Here is a 14734-nt window from a genome sequence, read left to right as displayed (position 1 = left end):
CAAATCGTTATGAATATAAATTTTCCGCCGGTTGATGAAGGCTATATCAAAGCGAAGGTCGCGGATGGTTTTTACAGTAACGCCACCGAACTCGTGCGCGATGCGGTACGGCGCCTGCGCGAACAGGATGACCGCGAATATGCAAACCTCGTCGCCGCTCTGGAGGTGGGTGAGCAGGCGGTTCGTGAAGGCCGTACTAAAGTCTATACATCAGGGCGCGCGCAGGAAATAGCGCGCGAGATCATCGATCAGGCGGAGAGGGAAGGGGGCCTTTCTGCGGATGGGCGCTCCTGAATACCGCATAGTTTACACTGACCCGGCGGAACAGGATCTTCGGGACATCTTCAGTTTTACGCTCAGACGCTGGGGTCGCGACCAACTCAACACCTACGCCGAAAAGATAGATCAGACGATCGCAGAAATAACGGCTAATCCTCAAATCGGGCGGCCTCGCCTTGGCCTTCTTCGGATAACTGTTGGGCGTCACTACATCTATTACCGGATCGAGGCGGAAACGATTTACATTATTCGCGTCCTTCATGACCGTATGGATGCCGTCCGTCATCTGGCATAGTTGCCCCCGGTACGGCAGAGTCTTTACATACTTATTTGGCCCAAACATTGTTATTCAAAGGGGCAGGCCCTGTTCGGATGATCAGGAAACAAAGGTCGGGAAATGATTTATAATTTCTACGGTTATCACATTGATCTCGATAAGCTCACGATTGTCCACCCGCTGACCAGAGTGAGACGCGGGGATAATTCAGAGGTCTATTTCGAGATCCAAACGACTTACAATAATATATTCAGATCCGGAACAGGTCCTCTGGAGTCTATTGAGCAGGATCGGGATGATCTGCTGAGCTGTTGGCGGTCTCTGGGTAAGCATACGGAATATTAGCACCGGGAAAGTGGTTGCACTCATGCAGATCAAAGAGGTTACATTGCAGGCGTTACGCTCTGCCATCGGGCAGTCGGTGACGGGGGATTATTGTGCCCGCTACAGTACCGATGTCGATCCGGATGTCTGGACACGGTCAGCACTGGAACTGGAGGCCTTTGCCAATGAAAAAGGCTTTCAGGTGCGCAGCCACCCGTGGATGGACAAGGGACGCCCCCAACTGGATGTACTTATGGTCTCGATCCCCTAAAGGCGTGATACAGGTGAGAAACCGTATGATTGCTGTAAAGGAAGGCGGGTGCGTATAGATGATGTCACAACTGGATACTAATGAGGCCTTGCTGCGGTACCCATGCCTTAACGTGGAAATATTGCCTGTCCTCAGCCCCAGCGACGTAGATGAGCCTCGGACGCTAATTGACGAGCTCGATCAGGCTTGTTTAGCAACAAACGCGCGATGATCTTCCATTCAGTTATTCGTCTGTTCAAAACGCCGACGTATCACAGACTAATCAAAAATAATTGCTACCAAAGTTTCTTTAAGCTACGAACATCAAACGTAAATTTGTTCTTCATGTCCATACCGATGATCCAGTACCATTATCGGTGTATTGACTCTCGGTTTAAATGAGAACAAACAGTAAACATTGTGCCGTTTCAGAATGAAGCCAATGTGTCATGCTGCCCGAGATTTCAGCCCGTTTCCATGAGCTCAAAGCCCAGATCGAGAGATCGGGGGACGCCAGGCTTGCGCGTTCTGTGCTGCCATTTGAAGTGCCTGTCATTGACACCATGTTGCCTAATGGCGGCTTAGCCTATGGCGCACTTCATGAGATCGCGGGCGGGGCACATGGGGCCATTGATGGGGCGGCAGCTATATCCTTTGCCGCGGGTATCGCCGCACGCACCGGTGGGCTGGTGTTGTGGGCTTATATTCAGCCTGACCTGTTTGCACCGGCCTTGGCGCTTTCGGGTCTGGCTAATGATCGCGTGGTGTTCTTTGAAGGCGGTGATGAAGCTTCCGTCCTTGGGTGCTGCGAGGAAGCCTTGCGCCACGGTGGCTTAACGGCAGTTGTGGGGGAGTTATCCAACCTGACGCGTGTGGCCTCACAACGTTTGCAGATGGCCGCAGAAACAACGGGCACCATAGCCTTAGTCGTGCGGCGTTGGCGCAGACAGGTTGATGCGCGAGACTTTGGCACACCGACGGCCGCCTTTACGCGCTGGCGGGTCACTGCCCTCAATAGCGAGCCCTTACCGGTCAGAGGCGTAGGGCGATCCCGCTGGCAGCTTGAGCTCATGCGAACCAGAGGGGGAGGCAGTGGCGATTTTGAAGTAGAGGCATGTGATGAGAAGGGTGCTATCCGTCTATCTGCCGCATTGGCCGACAGATCGATTGAGACGGGATGCCGGTCCATCCGCGCCGCCTCCTGATCAGCCTCTGGTCATGCAGGGCATGGTTGGGCGACGTCGCGTTGTCACCGCAGTTGACGGTCTGGCGCAGCAGAAAGGCATTCGCGTTGGCATGCCCGTGGCCAAGGCGCAGATACTGATCGAAGGCCTTGAGGTGCGAGAGGCGGACCCCAAGGCCGATGACGCCGCCCTTGGTCGTCTGTCGGTGTGGGCATTACGTCATTATTCCCCACTGGCCGCGCCTGATGGTCTCGACGGGCTGGTGATCGATGTCACCGGGGCGGCGCACCTGTATGGCGGGGAGGCGGGGCTTGTTACCCATGTCCTGACGCAGCTTGAGGACAGGCAGATCACCGCCTATGCCGCCCTGGCTGACAGCTGGGGGGCGGCTCATGCCCTGGCACGCTTCGGGGGCAAATCCTCGGTCATTGTCGCCACGGGCAAGACAGCGGCATATATAAAGGACTTGCCCCCTGAGGCCTTAAGGCTGCCACCGGATATGGTCGAAGAGCTGAAGCTGATGGGCTTTGATACTATCGGTGAAATCGCCGCCCAGCCACGTGCCCCCTTGACCCTGCGCTTTGGCCCAGAACTTTGGCGACGGATCGATATGGCCTTTGGCCGAACGCCTGAACCGATTGAGCCCGTTGAGGCCCCGGAGCTGATCAGCGTCAGTCGTCTGTTCGCCGAACCCATAGGGGCGGCAGAGACCATTGAAAAATATACCCGACGCCTGACCGAGGCGATTTGCCTGAAGCTTGAGAACAGCGGCCTCGGGGCGCGGCGTCTGGATATGCACTATGTGCGGGTCGACAACCGGATTGAGACCATTAGCGTCGCCACGGCCCGTCCGGTGAGGGATGTCAAACGGCTGTCGCGGTTGCTGTGCGACAAGATCGATACCGTGGCACCGGGCTTTGGTATCGAGAAGATGGTGTTATCTGCCCCTTTGGTTGAGACCTTGTCTGTTGATCAGGTGACCGCAAGCTTCTCAGCCCCAGCCAAGCCTGATGTCGCGGAGCTATGGGATACCCTGTCTAACCGCTACGGGCCTGAGCGCCTTTATCGTGCCGTGCCTATGGCTTCGGATATCCCAGAGCGGGCGGTTAAGCGCATGCCACCTACCTCACAGGATAGGGGCTCGCTGCGGTCATCACAGTACCGGCGGCCGCCACGCCTGTTTAGGCCGCCAGAGCCCGTGCAGACCCTTGCCGCCTTACCGGATCATCCGCCGCGCGCCTTTAACTGGCGGGGGCAGCGCTACAGCGTGGTCTGCGCTGATGGTCCCGAACGGATCAAGGGCGAATGGTGGCGCACCGAAGGGGAGGCGGGCAAGGTTCGCGATTACTATATCCTCGAGGCGGAAAGCGGCGAACGGTTCTGGGTGTTCCGCGCAGGCGATGGCGTGAACAGCGATACAGGCTCGCTCAACTGGTATCTGCATGGGAAGTTCGATTAGATGTCCGGCTATGTCGAACTGCAATGCGCCTCCTATTTCTCCTTCCTGAGGGCCTGCAGCTCACCGGATGAGCTGTTCACTCAGGCTAAAGAGGTCGGCCTAGAGGCGCTGGCCCTGACCGATTGCAACAGTCTGGCGGGCATGGTGCAGGCCCATGTGGCAGCCAAGGCCACGGGGGTGAGGCTGATTGTCGGTTGCCGTCTGGAGCTAAGGGACGAAATCGCGATACTGGTCTATCCGACCGACCGCGCCGCCTATGGCCGATTGTGCCGGCTCCTGACGCTGGGCAAGGCGCGGGCAGGGAAGGGCAGGTGTGATCTAAGCTGGCAGGATGTCGAGGATTTCAGCGAGGGGCTGATCGGCATATTTGTGCCGGATGATGCCGATGCCCTGTGTGCGCAGCGGCTTCGGACGTTCAAAGCCATATTCAAGGATAGGGCCTATATGGCCTTAAGCCTCAGGCGGCGTCAGGGTGACCATATGCGCCTGCATGAATTGTCCAATTTGGCTGCCCAGTGTCGCGTTCCGACTGTGGTGACCAATGATGTGCTCTATCACGTGCACGACCGTGACCAGTTGCATGATGTGGTCACCTGCATCCGTCATCGCTGTACAATTGATACCATGGGGGATTTGCGCGAGCGCTATGCGGATCGTTATCTCAAATCGCCTGAGGAGATGTCCCGCCTGTTCAAAGGCTACCCTGAGGCGCTCAGGCGCAGTCAGGAGATTGCCGATCGCTGCCGGTTCAGCCTTGATGAGCTGAGGTATCAGTACCCTGAGGAAACGACCGCCTCCGGTAAGTCAGCCATTGAGACCCTGAAGGCCTTAAGCTGGGAAGGGGCCAAGCGCCGCTATCCGGAGGGCGTGCCGCAAAAGGTCATCGACCTGCTAAAGCATGAACTGGCCTTGATCGATAGACTGAACTACGCGCCCTATTTTCTGACCGTCAATTCCATTGTCAGCTATGCCCGATCAAAAGACATCCTATGCCAGGGGCGGGGCAGTGCAGCCAATAGCTGCGTCTGTTTTGTGCTGGGCATTACCTCGGTTGATCCTGACCGCAATGACCTTCTGTTTGAACGGTTCATTTCAGAAGAGCGTGGAGAACCGCCGGACATCGATGTCGATTTCGAGCACCAACGGCGCGAGGAGGTCCTGCAATGGATCTTTGAAACCTATGGCCGTCAACACGCCGCCCTTACGGCGGTCGTCACGCGCTTTCGCACGCGGGGGGCTATTCGCGCCGTTCTGAAGGTGATGGGCTTTCCTGAAGACGCTATCAAGCTCATATCCCGACAACTAAGTCACTGGCACAGGAGCGGCATGACGCTTGAGGAGGCCTCAGAGCTTGGCCTCAACCTGAATGATCGTCGCCTGAGGCTGGCCATAGACCTGCACCAGCAACTACTCAATGTGCCAAGCCACCTAAGCCAGCATCCGGGGGGCTTTGTCCTGACCCATGATCGCCTGGACGAACTGGTGCCAGTTGAACCGGCCGCCATGATAAACCGGCAGGTCATTGAATGGGACAAGGACGATATCGACGCCTTGTCGTTCATGAAGGTCGATTGCTTGGCTTTGGGCATGATGTCGTGTCTAAAACGCGGTTTCGACATGCTGGCGGAAACCAAGGGTATCAGGCTCGATCTGGCGTCCATTCCGGCGGAAGATCCTAAGACCTATGCGATGATCCGGCGCGCCGATACCTTGGGCGTGTTTCAGATCGAAAGCCGGGCACAGCAGGCCATGTTGCCGCGCACGAAGCCGCGCACCTTCTATGATCTTGTGGTGCAGGTGGCCATTGTTCGGCCGGGGCCGATACAGGGGGGCATGGTGCATCCCTATCTGCGCCGCAAGGAAGGCACTGAACAGGTCACCTATCCGTCCAAAGAGCTTGAGACCATATTGTCGAAAACACTTGGGGTGCCTCTGTTTCAGGAACAGGCCATGAAGGTGGTCATTGTGGCGGCAGGGTTCTCAGCCGGACGGGCGGATATGGTCAGGCGGGCCATGGCCACGTTCAAACACACAGGCGGGGTGTCCAGATTCCATGATGAGATTATCAACGGCATGGTCGCAAATGGCTACAGTCAGGACTATGCCGAACAGATATTTGCACAGCTTGAGGGCTTTGGCTCTTATGGATTCCCTGAAAGTCATGCCTATTCGTTTGCCCTTCTGGCCTATGCGTCGTCGTGGATGAAATGCCATCATCCGGATGTCTTCTGCGCCAGCCTGTTAAACAGCCAGCCCATGGGCTTCTATGCACCGGCCCAGATCGTGCGCGATGCGATCGCCCACGGCGTCGAAGTCAGGCCAGTGTGCGTCAATCACTCGTATTGGGACTGTACGCTTGAGGCGATCCCCAATTCCGGCAGATACGCGGTCAGGCTGGGCTTCCGGCAGGTGCGGGGCTTGAGGCGGGATGATGTCGAGGCTTTGATCACAAACCGCACCACGCCGTTCAAATCTCTGTCCGATCTTTGGAAACGGGCTACCACGCCTTCAATCACGTTACGCAAGCTGGCCAAGGCGGATGCTTTTAAGCCCTCCCTCAACCTCTCTCGTCGTGACGCTCTGTTCGCCATCCGCTCAATGAGTGACGAGCCCTTGCCACTGTTCGACGCCCTGGATGGGGAGGGGGACCTGTTCAATGAGCCGGAGGTCACACTTAAGCCTATGACCGAAGGGGCGGAGGTGGTGGAGGACTATAACCATATCGGCCTGACGCTCGGGAAGCATCCGGTGTCGTTCATACGCGATGACCTCACGGTCCGGGGCATCACATCATGCGCCGAGGCCAAGGCCTTGCCGGATGGACGCAGCGTTAGCGTGGCCGGTATGGTATTGGTGCGTCAAAAGCCGGGATCAGCCAATGGGGTAATGTTCATCACGCTTGAGGATGAAACCTCTGACTGCAACGTCATTGTCTGGGAGAAGGTGGCGCAGGCGCATAAATCGGCCATCCATGGCTCAACCTTCATTCAGGTGAACGGTCATATCCAGAAGGAAGGGGAGGTGGTTCACCTCATAGCGCGGTCGCTCTACGACCTGTCGCCTATGCTGGCCCGTGTCGGCCAGCGTGACACGCCACTGCATCCGCCGAAACAGCCGGGTGATGAATTCTACAGCGGCTCTGCCGTGTTACAGAAGAGTAGAGACTTTAAGTAGGGGTGCGGTGTGGAAGGCATCTCTCCACTGTTTCGGCATGGCCGTTAGCGCAACACAAGCGCCTTCCACAATTGGCCCTAAGGAGACATTTATCTCATTTCAGCGGCTACAAAAGCGGACTCGCCCAGATTCAACTTAAGGCGATGAACGCGACGCCACCCGGACTCTTGCCCGTCGCGGTGCCCGATAGGAAAACGGCTTTGGCTCTGAACCTTGTTCGGCAGTTCCGACCGTCGTACCCGGTGGCTAGGCCGACGAGGGGAGGGGGCTATCGGGCGGACGGCAACAAAAGCAGGAGCTGGCCCGGTTAAACGCCGCAGCTATACCCTTATGGATTTTGGATGAAGCGACTTCCGCCCTCGATGTTCCGAGCGAGGTGATGATCACCGAGGACCTCATCGCAGCCTTGCGAGGTCGCACGACGGTGCTGTCTGTCACGCACAGGCCCGAAGTCGCGGCCAGGGCCGATCGTGTCCTGTATCTCTATGCGGGCCGGATTGGAGGGTTTTGCGAGCACGAAGCACTTTTAAACGCCTCTGCCGCGTACCGCGCTCACTGGGGAGCGTGATAGCCGACGATGGAATCCATGAGTTGGAGCCCTCAGTGGGACGTTATGCTGAACGCCCGCATACGTCTGAAGAGGCGCTGTGTCTCAAAGGTGATGAGCATCAGATCATCGGGCGTAATAATCCGGGCGTGCATATCGGCATTTCTAACGGGATGCATGCGATTGAATGATTCTCTCACATCCTCTGGCCTGACAAAGATATGAACGAAGAGTTCGTCCCAATTATCCGTTCGGGTGATGATCTGGAAATAATCCATAAAGTCCGCGTATTCGACGAAATCGAGCGGCGCTTGCCCTGCCGCAATCGCGCCTTTGCGTTTTCGGCGCCAATTTTCTAGTATGGCCCCAGGTACCCGCTGCTTAAACCACGCTGGGCCGAATTGCCTGTTCATGACAAAGGCAAGGAACTGCCTGAGGACTTGCTCGAAGCGGATGAGGCGATCGTAGGCATCGTGATTTCGGCGCAAGCCCTCCTCATCGAACGCCGTTGCACCGGGAATGCCCGTGTAGTCTTCGTTGTAGGCGAGCCCGATAACCTCGACGATCTCGAGAAAGCTCTCTTCCGGAAAGTCGGTTAGGCTGAGATCGACCCCTTGGTCGGTATACAATGCCGTCCGCGAAACATGTGTCGTTGCCTCGGATACGGTCGCCTCGTCGCGCCAGTCGCCGAGAGATTGTCGGACCAAGATGTTAATATCTGTGTCGCCGAATGAACCGTGTGTGGCCACCGATGCGAGAGACTGTAATGCGGCAAACGCGGTGGCGGACCTCATGGGGTTGAGTGTGTCGAGCCACGGGGCCTGAAGCTGCGTGAAGTTTGTTCTCAAGCCGAGCCCGGTGACCATAGACTTGAGACCCGCGTCATAGGACGAGATGCGCTGGAGAAGATTGGAGGCTTCCGCCAGAGGCGGCATTCGAAACATCCGGTCAAGACATTTGACGGTCGCCGAGAGGCTGGGGAGGCCGCGCGTCGAGTCCATAGCAGCTCGTTCCGCGTTCAACGCCGTATTCGCGGTGTAGATTTCCCAGGCGCGGGTCTGCGGCAAACCCATCGCCATTTGATTTATCTTGTTGCCGGCGTCGAGCATCCCGCTCGCAGTCAGAAACCGGTTCGCTTCTAAGGCTTTTTGCAGGTTCGTCAGGGGCTGCAGTGCGCCCGCAAGTTCGTCGATGCGACTGGCCCTAATGCCCCGCGCCAGATCGTCGATAGACGACGAGGGCCCGAATAGGCGGCGAAATTCATCACTCATTTGTCGACCGTGGCAAGGATAATAGGACACTCGTGAGCTAAGGGTAATCCTATTCTAAGCGGCGTCAAGGAAGGCGTGCGCCGATAGACGGCACAAAGCGCATGGCCTCGCCAACGGTGTAAGGGCACCGATAGCGATCGAACTAGAAGCCTAGCCTAAGATAGGCGAGGATATCAGATGTCTTCCAGCGCGTGAATTTTGACGGACGGACAGACCTGACGGGCGATATCGCAGAGATGCTGATGGTGGGTCAGGTAAATGACCTGACCGGATTGGGCCATTCGGGCGAATACCTTGAGGGTTTCCTCTGACCGGAAATCGTCAAAGGTCTCGAGAATGTCATCGGCGATGAAAGGAATAGCGGGTCTGTGACTGACGGATTCATGATACCCTGCGACGCGCAAGGCCAGATATAGCTGGAAGCGTGTCCCCTTTGATAAGTCCGCCGCCTTCTTGGAGGCCCCCTCCTTATCGATGGCGACGAGCACTTCACCATCTTTTTCAGGCTGAGACCGAAGCTGAACATAGGCATTGCGGCTGACGAGCGCAAAGGCTTCAGAGGCGCGGTTCAGCAGAGAACTGCGGTGGTGTTCCCGATAGAGACGCAAGGCGTGCTCCGTGGCGGATGTGCCGAGTTTGAGCCGCATCCATCTGAGCGCACCCTCTTCGATCTGAAGGAGGAGCGTGCGTCTCTTTTCTTCCAGACGGGCGACGGTGTTGTCGCCGTCGACGCGCTCGACGGCGTCCTCCGCGCTACGTTTCTCGGCGTAGAGCGCTTTTACACGACCGTCTTCGCTATCGAGGTGCAAGGTGGTGGCTTCGACGTTCAGGCGCAGGGCCTCTAGATCCAGGCCCTCCAGTTGACCGAGCGCCTCGGTGAAAGACGATGCCTGCAGACTCTCGACAATATCGCGCTCAGAATCGTCGGCTTTGTCTTGCAACCTTTGTCGTGTCTCGAGGACGGCGAGCGCTTGTATGACTTCGGCGAGGGTGGTGACCTCCAGATGTGCGCACATGCTCGCCACTTGCGCCTCGTACTCGACTCGGGCTTCGGTGAGCCGGGCGACCTCCGTTTGGGCGGTTTGCTGGCGGGATTGAGCGTTGAGGCGCGCCGCACTTGCGGCCGTCGACTGTGCGATCATCGCCGCAAGCGCCTGATCGGCCTCGGGCGCCGACAGGGAACTGGACAGGCCGGCCGCGCGGGCAAGCGTTTGGATTCCCTCAGCATAGACGACCTGATCGGCCTCCATCGCGCTAATCCGATGAACCAGGTCATCGCGCGTCCTCACTTCGCCCGCCAGAGCGTCGAGGTCTTTAAAGAGGCCCTGAACGGTCGTGGGGGTGGGCGCTTCCCCATCTGTGCCGAGCCAGCATGCGCCACAAGCCTTCGACCAGGCGGTGGACCAGTCTTCAAGTTCCGTGCGCGCCATGTCGAGCGTCTTTTTCCGGTTGTCCCGGTCACGAACGAGGCGCGCGAGTTCGCCGGCACGAGCGTTCAATTGGGCGTCGGCATCCAAGCGATCCCGCGCCTGCGTGATCAGTAGATCGAGCGCAAGGTCTGTAGCCGCAGTGGTGCCGGCGGCAGATAAGGTCTCTCGCAGTGTGGCCGCCAGAGCGTCGCCATCGGTTTGCGCGTCTGACACATTGAGGCGGACTTTGCGTAAGGTCTCAAGCGTACTCAGCGCGGTTGTTCGGGCGGTAAGCCAGTCCGAAAGCGCTTGCGCAGACCAGGACGCGGGTAGACTCGGAGATATCGTCCCGATTGAGGTGGCAAGCACGCTCTTGGCCTCTACGAGACTTTCATTTAGCTCGGCGAGCCTTTCGCGTCTTTCGGCGAGTTGTTGCTGGGCGACGGCCTTTTGGACACTGAGTTCATTGACGCGAGCAAGGTCGGACACCCGTGCGAGCCGTGCCGCACCTATTTCGTCGTCCTGGCGCATAGCCCTTTCGAAGGTGGTCGCCGAGGCCAAGTTCAGTGACGACTGATGGGTGTGCCAAGCGGTCTCGCGATCGCGCCGGGCTTTCTGCGCGTCGCCATCAGTGACGACGCCGCCGATGGCGGCGAAGGCCGACAACTGGGCTTCGATTTCACTTAAGCCGGAATCTAACCGTTCAATGTCCGATACCAGCGCCTTAAGGGCTGCGGTCTTCTCATGAATGTCCAGGTGCCAGGCGCTCACGTCTGAAGAGGCAGGGATGATCAGACCAGCAAGGGCGTCGCCGTCACCGGACCAGGGTTGTAAGGCCAGCCATCGGGCCTTGAGACTGTCTTCGGCGTCGCGCGCGGCGTTTCGGGCGAGGCGCAAACGCGCGACATGATCGGAAGTCGAGGCGGCTTCTGTGACAGTAAGCAGGCGTTGCCGGACGCTATCTGCGAGGACCTCATAGCCTTGGCCGGACGTCGCGACGTCAGCTTCGGCTTCGCGCAAGGCGAGGTCCGCCCGGTCATACTCGGTCTGGGCCGTTCGTAATTCCTTGTCACGATGGGCCCGATCGGTGATGAGATCTGACAGTTCGCCTTTCACAGCCGGTTTAATGAGGAGGTCGTCGGCTTCGGTTCCGGCAGGCTGATCGAGGCGGCGCAGGAGCGCTGCGATGGCGCCATCGACCTCGGCTTTACGCGTGCGGCGGACCGGAAGGTCCTTGGCCGCGGTCAGGTACTGCGCCCGGATGAGATCCAGACGGGCATACGCATCGGCGAGTTCCAATACGGTCTCGTCGACGACGAGTTCTGCGAGTTCGGTCTCGATGGATGACAGGTCGGCGGCCACGTGTCGCTCGGCTGTCTCCAGACGCGTGGCTTCCAGTTCGAGTCCACGCGCCTTCTCGTCCCAACCGGAAGGTGCTGAGGGCAAGGCGCTTAAAGGCTCGAGCGCACGTCGTGTCTCAAGTAACGATAGGTATTTGGGAAAGGCCCAAAGTCGGGCGGTTTGCGCCAGAAGCCGCGTACGCGCTATCGCGAGAGCATCCATCGCCGTATCGTAACGCTCTCGGGCAAGCGTACGGCTCTCGGTCAGTCGGGCAAAGCTTGACGCTGCCACATCGATCTCGTCGCTTTGTTTCTTGAGGGCCTCAAGTTCCTTTTTCTGCAGCGCCAGTTCGTGCGCATGGACGCGCGGCTTGAAGAACCGGTCACCTTCGGCGCGCAGTTCGATCAGGCTCTGGCTCAGCGAGGCAAGGCCGGAGCTTGCGGAAAACAGAAGTTCGCCCAGTTCACCCTTGGAGGCGAGTACGCTCTCACCACCCTCTTCGAGTGTTTCGTCGTCGAGGGAGTACATGGTTTGGAACGCGGCACGATCGATACCCCCCAACTCGGCAAGGATCGCGGTATCGGCCAGGACCGAACCTTGCGCGTCGAGGAGACTGTTCGTGTCTCGCTTGAGGCGGGTAAAGCGCGCGACGCGATCCTGAAACTCGATCTCGGCATCGAGCCGCATGGTGGCGTAGGGATGTTTGAAGTTATATTTGGATTTGCGCTCGATGCCGTAGAGGAGGTCGAGCATCGCGGCGAATGTCGTGGACTTCCCGGCTTCGTTGGGGCCGAAGATGATGTGAAAATCGGGTGTGTCTACGGGCTTTTCACCGAAATCCAGGACGAAGTCCGTGAACTTGCCGTAGCGGGTGAGGTCGAGCCGGCGAAATCTCATGCGACGCCTCCGGCACCGGCCGGGGACCTCAGGCGGGCCAGCACATCGTCGGTGCCTTCGCTAAGGAGCGTGTTGAGGATGTCGCGCCGCGTGGTGGGATCGTCGCCGAGAAGCCCGCGCAACTCGACAGGAAGCGCCTTGACCAGATCGGCGGCAAACTCCTCGGCGGCATTATGGAAGCCCTCGCTCTGACCGACCTCGTCGGTAATCAGGCGGCGCAGTTCGAATAGAGTGTCGCCGGCCTCGGTCTGATGGGGCGGCGTTGCGGTTTCCAGCACCAGTTCGACTTTCTCGATCCAGGTGGCGCCAACGATCTCGGCCTGCAGATCGATATCCTCCTGAATAAGATCCAGATCACGGCGTATAGTCCAGGCCAACGGCGTGGTGCCAGTCAGGCGTAGCCTGACGATGAGGTGCTCGGTTTCGACCGTTGCGCGCCGATGCTTCAGCGCGGAGGCAATAGTTTCGATAAGGTCGCGACGGTCGGCCGCGCCGGAAACATCGACGTTAACACGTTCGAATTGTGCAATACTAACATTGCGTTCTTCGACGAAAATGCCGCCATCATCATCGACTGTGACAAGGGAAACAGACTTCTGCCCATCTTCATTGATATCGCGGCCTTGCGGATTGCCGGGCATTACGACGGTGCACCGACCCACATAGTCTGACCGCTTGTGGATATGGCCCAGTGCCCAGTAGGCGAAGCCGCTTGCGTCTAGATCGCTTACCGAACAGGGCGCATACGGATCGTGACCGGGAGCGCCGTTCAGGCTCGTGTGCATCAGGCCGATATTGACCGCCCTTTGGACGGGGGCCTTGTACTTCGGCAACAGGCCGTCGGGGGCCTTCGGACTTGAGAAGCTGAGGCCGTGGACGACGATTTCCGGCAGGCGGCCGCCGCGATCAAGGACGATGGCGTCGGCTCGCCCGCCGAAAGTAAAGACTGAGGCGGGCAGGACCAGTTCTCGGGTGATCTTCGACAGGGCATCGTGATTGCCGCGCAGGATGAAGGTGCGAATTCCGGCCGCATCCAAGCGATAGAGCTGTTCGGCGAAAAAGCGCGCGGTCTTCATCGAGGTCTGATCGCCATCATAGAGATCGCCTGCGATGAGGAGGGCGTCGACCGCCTCGTCGAGGCAGAGGTCAACGATGCGCACAAAGGCCTGACGCGTGGCGTTGGCGATTAAGGCGCCCAGACCCTCATGACGTAGCGCGAGGGATTTCAGTGGCGAATCTAGATGAATGTCCGCCGTATGCACAAACCGAAATGCCAACTATATCCTCCCCCGACTCATGTTTCTACGCCGCCTGTCCTCGGATGAGCTTACCGGAAATTGAAAGCCATCGCTCGTGTTTTCGACACCTGTGATGTTCGTCAAGGAGGTTGCGCATTCTGGTCGAACGGTCAAGTGCGCAAGGACCGGGCTCTCAGTGCTGATCGCTCTGTATCCAAGGAGCGGCATTTCCGCCGTCGCGCACGGGCAGTCTGGACGCGTTTCTGTGATGGAAAGGGGCGCGTCGTCTGAGGCGAGATAAAGTCAACTTCAATTTGACGACGAGTCGGTTTATGGGGGGCGCAGGCGAGCCTTGAAAAGGCGCCCAACCTCATCAGAGCGGCGAACGGGGGCACAATGTATCATTTGCTGGTTTCAGGCAATCCGGAAGCGTGGCAGGGAGCGCCCTTCCAGATCGAAATCGGTCGGTGCGTCAGAGAATATACAGCGGACGCGATCACCGAGAAATACGCAGGCTTGACCGCCGCACAGCTTGACGCGTTTCGCCGGTTTCCGGCCATCTTCGCCTTTGAGAACGGGTGGAACAAACATCCAAAGTTCGGTCTGATACGAGATGTCGTCTCGCGTCAGGGCGAGGTGCGAATCGAATACGATCTTATTCCGGCCGAACCGTTTCTGACCTACGAGCAGTTGGACGCCCTTCGTTTCGAACTTGACATCGGCAAGTGGGAACTCAACCGGACGCATTGGGCCATTAAGGACATTGACCTTGCCAAAGAACTGCACCGCCAGGGCATAGTTTTGCCTGACTGGGCGCGAGGCCCGCGAAACACCGTGGATGTGTCGACGCACTTTTTCGACGTCGCGCTATCGTTTCCGGGCGAGGCGCGAGCATATGTCGAAGCGGTGAGCGCAAACCTCGAGCGCCTCTTGGGTCCCCATACCTACTTCTACGACTGGCCTGTCCCTGGTTTGACGGACACGAAGTTTAGCTCGTCAAGTTTGAGCGAGCTTTTGTTCAAAGTCTATAGGGCTGAGATAGCCCAGGGTTGAATGCCGTCGGGTTGGGTTATAAAATCGTTCA

10 protein-coding genes are annotated in these 14734 nt (G+C 58.2%); 7 read left to right on the top strand and 3 right to left on the bottom strand.

Going from position 1 to position 14734, the window contains the following annotated elements:
* Positions 1 to 9: 9 nt before the first annotated feature.
* The 6 genes from E5201_RS14355 to E5201_RS14330 all read left to right on the top strand — a co-directional run bounded on the left by E5201_RS14355 (position 10) and on the right by E5201_RS14330 (position 6947).
* Complete coding sequence (locus E5201_RS14355) at positions 10 to 294, top strand: type II toxin-antitoxin system ParD family antitoxin (RefSeq protein WP_181404662.1); 285 nt, start codon at positions 10 to 12, stop codon at positions 292 to 294.
* Positions 281 to 574, top strand: a complete 294-nt coding sequence (locus E5201_RS15165; RefSeq protein ID WP_140987143.1) for a type II toxin-antitoxin system RelE/ParE family toxin — start codon at positions 281 to 283, stop codon at positions 572 to 574. The genes E5201_RS14355 and E5201_RS15165 overlap by 14 nt, the downstream gene beginning before the upstream one ends.
* A 349-nt stretch (positions 575 to 923) precedes the next feature.
* Positions 924 to 1151 carry a hypothetical protein gene (locus tag E5201_RS14345; RefSeq protein ID WP_140987142.1) on the top strand — a complete coding sequence of 76 codons (228 nt, stop codon included), beginning with the start codon at positions 924 to 926 and terminating at the stop codon, positions 1149 to 1151.
* 428 nt (positions 1152 to 1579) lie between these two features.
* The gene (locus E5201_RS14340; RefSeq protein ID WP_140987141.1) at positions 1580 to 2335 is read left to right on the top strand and encodes an ImuA family protein; all 756 of its coding nucleotides are present in this window, start codon (positions 1580 to 1582) and stop codon (positions 2333 to 2335) included.
* A complete protein-coding gene (locus E5201_RS14335) occupies positions 2298 to 3773 on the top strand; it encodes a Y-family DNA polymerase (RefSeq protein WP_246050814.1) in 1476 nt (491 codons plus the stop codon). The genes E5201_RS14340 and E5201_RS14335 overlap by 38 nt, the downstream gene beginning before the upstream one ends.
* A complete protein-coding gene (locus E5201_RS14330; RefSeq protein WP_140987139.1) occupies positions 3774 to 6947 on the top strand; it encodes an error-prone DNA polymerase in 3174 nt (1057 codons plus the stop codon).
* Between the two features lie 600 nt (positions 6948 to 7547).
* On the opposite strand, the gene E5201_RS14325 is transcribed toward E5201_RS14330, so the two are convergent.
* From E5201_RS14325 to E5201_RS14315, 3 genes are all read right to left on the bottom strand, one after another.
* On the bottom strand, positions 7548 to 8765 hold the full coding sequence (locus tag E5201_RS14325) for a Swt1 family HEPN domain-containing protein (RefSeq protein ID WP_140987138.1): 1218 nt from the start codon (positions 8763 to 8765) through the stop codon (positions 7548 to 7550).
* Between the two features lie 173 nt (positions 8766 to 8938).
* Positions 8939 to 12412, bottom strand: a complete 3474-nt coding sequence (locus E5201_RS14320) for an ATP-binding protein (RefSeq protein ID WP_140987137.1) — start codon at positions 12410 to 12412, stop codon at positions 8939 to 8941.
* Entirely contained in the window at positions 12409 to 13689 is a 1281-nt protein-coding gene (locus tag E5201_RS14315) for a metallophosphoesterase family protein (RefSeq protein WP_140987136.1), read from the bottom strand. The genes E5201_RS14320 and E5201_RS14315 overlap by 4 nt, the downstream gene beginning before the upstream one ends.
* 357 nt (positions 13690 to 14046) lie before the next feature.
* Here E5201_RS14315 and E5201_RS14310 point away from each other — a divergent pair, with 357 nt between their 5' ends.
* Positions 14047 to 14703 (top strand): hypothetical protein, encoded by a 657-nt coding sequence (locus E5201_RS14310; RefSeq protein WP_140987135.1) that lies wholly within the window; start codon positions 14047 to 14049, stop codon positions 14701 to 14703.
* The last annotated feature ends 31 nt before the right edge of the window (positions 14704 to 14734 follow it).

The sequence above is a fragment of the Asticcacaulis tiandongensis genome (genome assembly GCF_006475605.1).
GTDB lineage: Bacteria > Pseudomonadota > Alphaproteobacteria > Caulobacterales > Caulobacteraceae > Asticcacaulis > Asticcacaulis tiandongensis.
The sequence above is the reverse complement of the archived record's forward strand: the minus strand, read 5'-3'. Positions and strand labels throughout refer to the sequence as shown.

What these genes read in the sequence shown, in the direction of transcription:
- E5201_RS14355 (WP_181404662.1), top strand. Translation starts at nt 10, where the DNA reads ATGAATATAAATTTTCCGCCGGTTGATGAAGGCTATATCAAAGCGAAG.
- E5201_RS15165 (WP_140987143.1), top strand. Translation starts at nt 281, where the DNA reads ATGGGCGCTCCTGAATACCGCATAGTTTACACTGACCCGGCGGAACAG.
- E5201_RS14345 (WP_140987142.1), top strand. Translation starts at nt 924, where the DNA reads ATGCAGATCAAAGAGGTTACATTGCAGGCGTTACGCTCTGCCATCGGG.
- E5201_RS14340 (WP_140987141.1), top strand. Translation starts at nt 1,580, where the DNA reads ATGCTGCCCGAGATTTCAGCCCGTTTCCATGAGCTCAAAGCCCAGATC.
- E5201_RS14330 (WP_140987139.1), top strand. Translation starts at nt 3,774, where the DNA reads ATGTCCGGCTATGTCGAACTGCAATGCGCCTCCTATTTCTCCTTCCTG.
- E5201_RS14325 (WP_140987138.1), bottom strand. Translation starts at nt 8,765, where the DNA reads ATGAGTGATGAATTTCGCCGCCTATTCGGGCCCTCGTCGTCTATCGAC.
- E5201_RS14320 (WP_140987137.1), bottom strand. Translation starts at nt 12,412, where the DNA reads ATGAGATTTCGCCGGCTCGACCTCACCCGCTACGGCAAGTTCACGGAC.
- E5201_RS14310 (WP_140987135.1), top strand. Translation starts at nt 14,047, where the DNA reads ATGTATCATTTGCTGGTTTCAGGCAATCCGGAAGCGTGGCAGGGAGCG.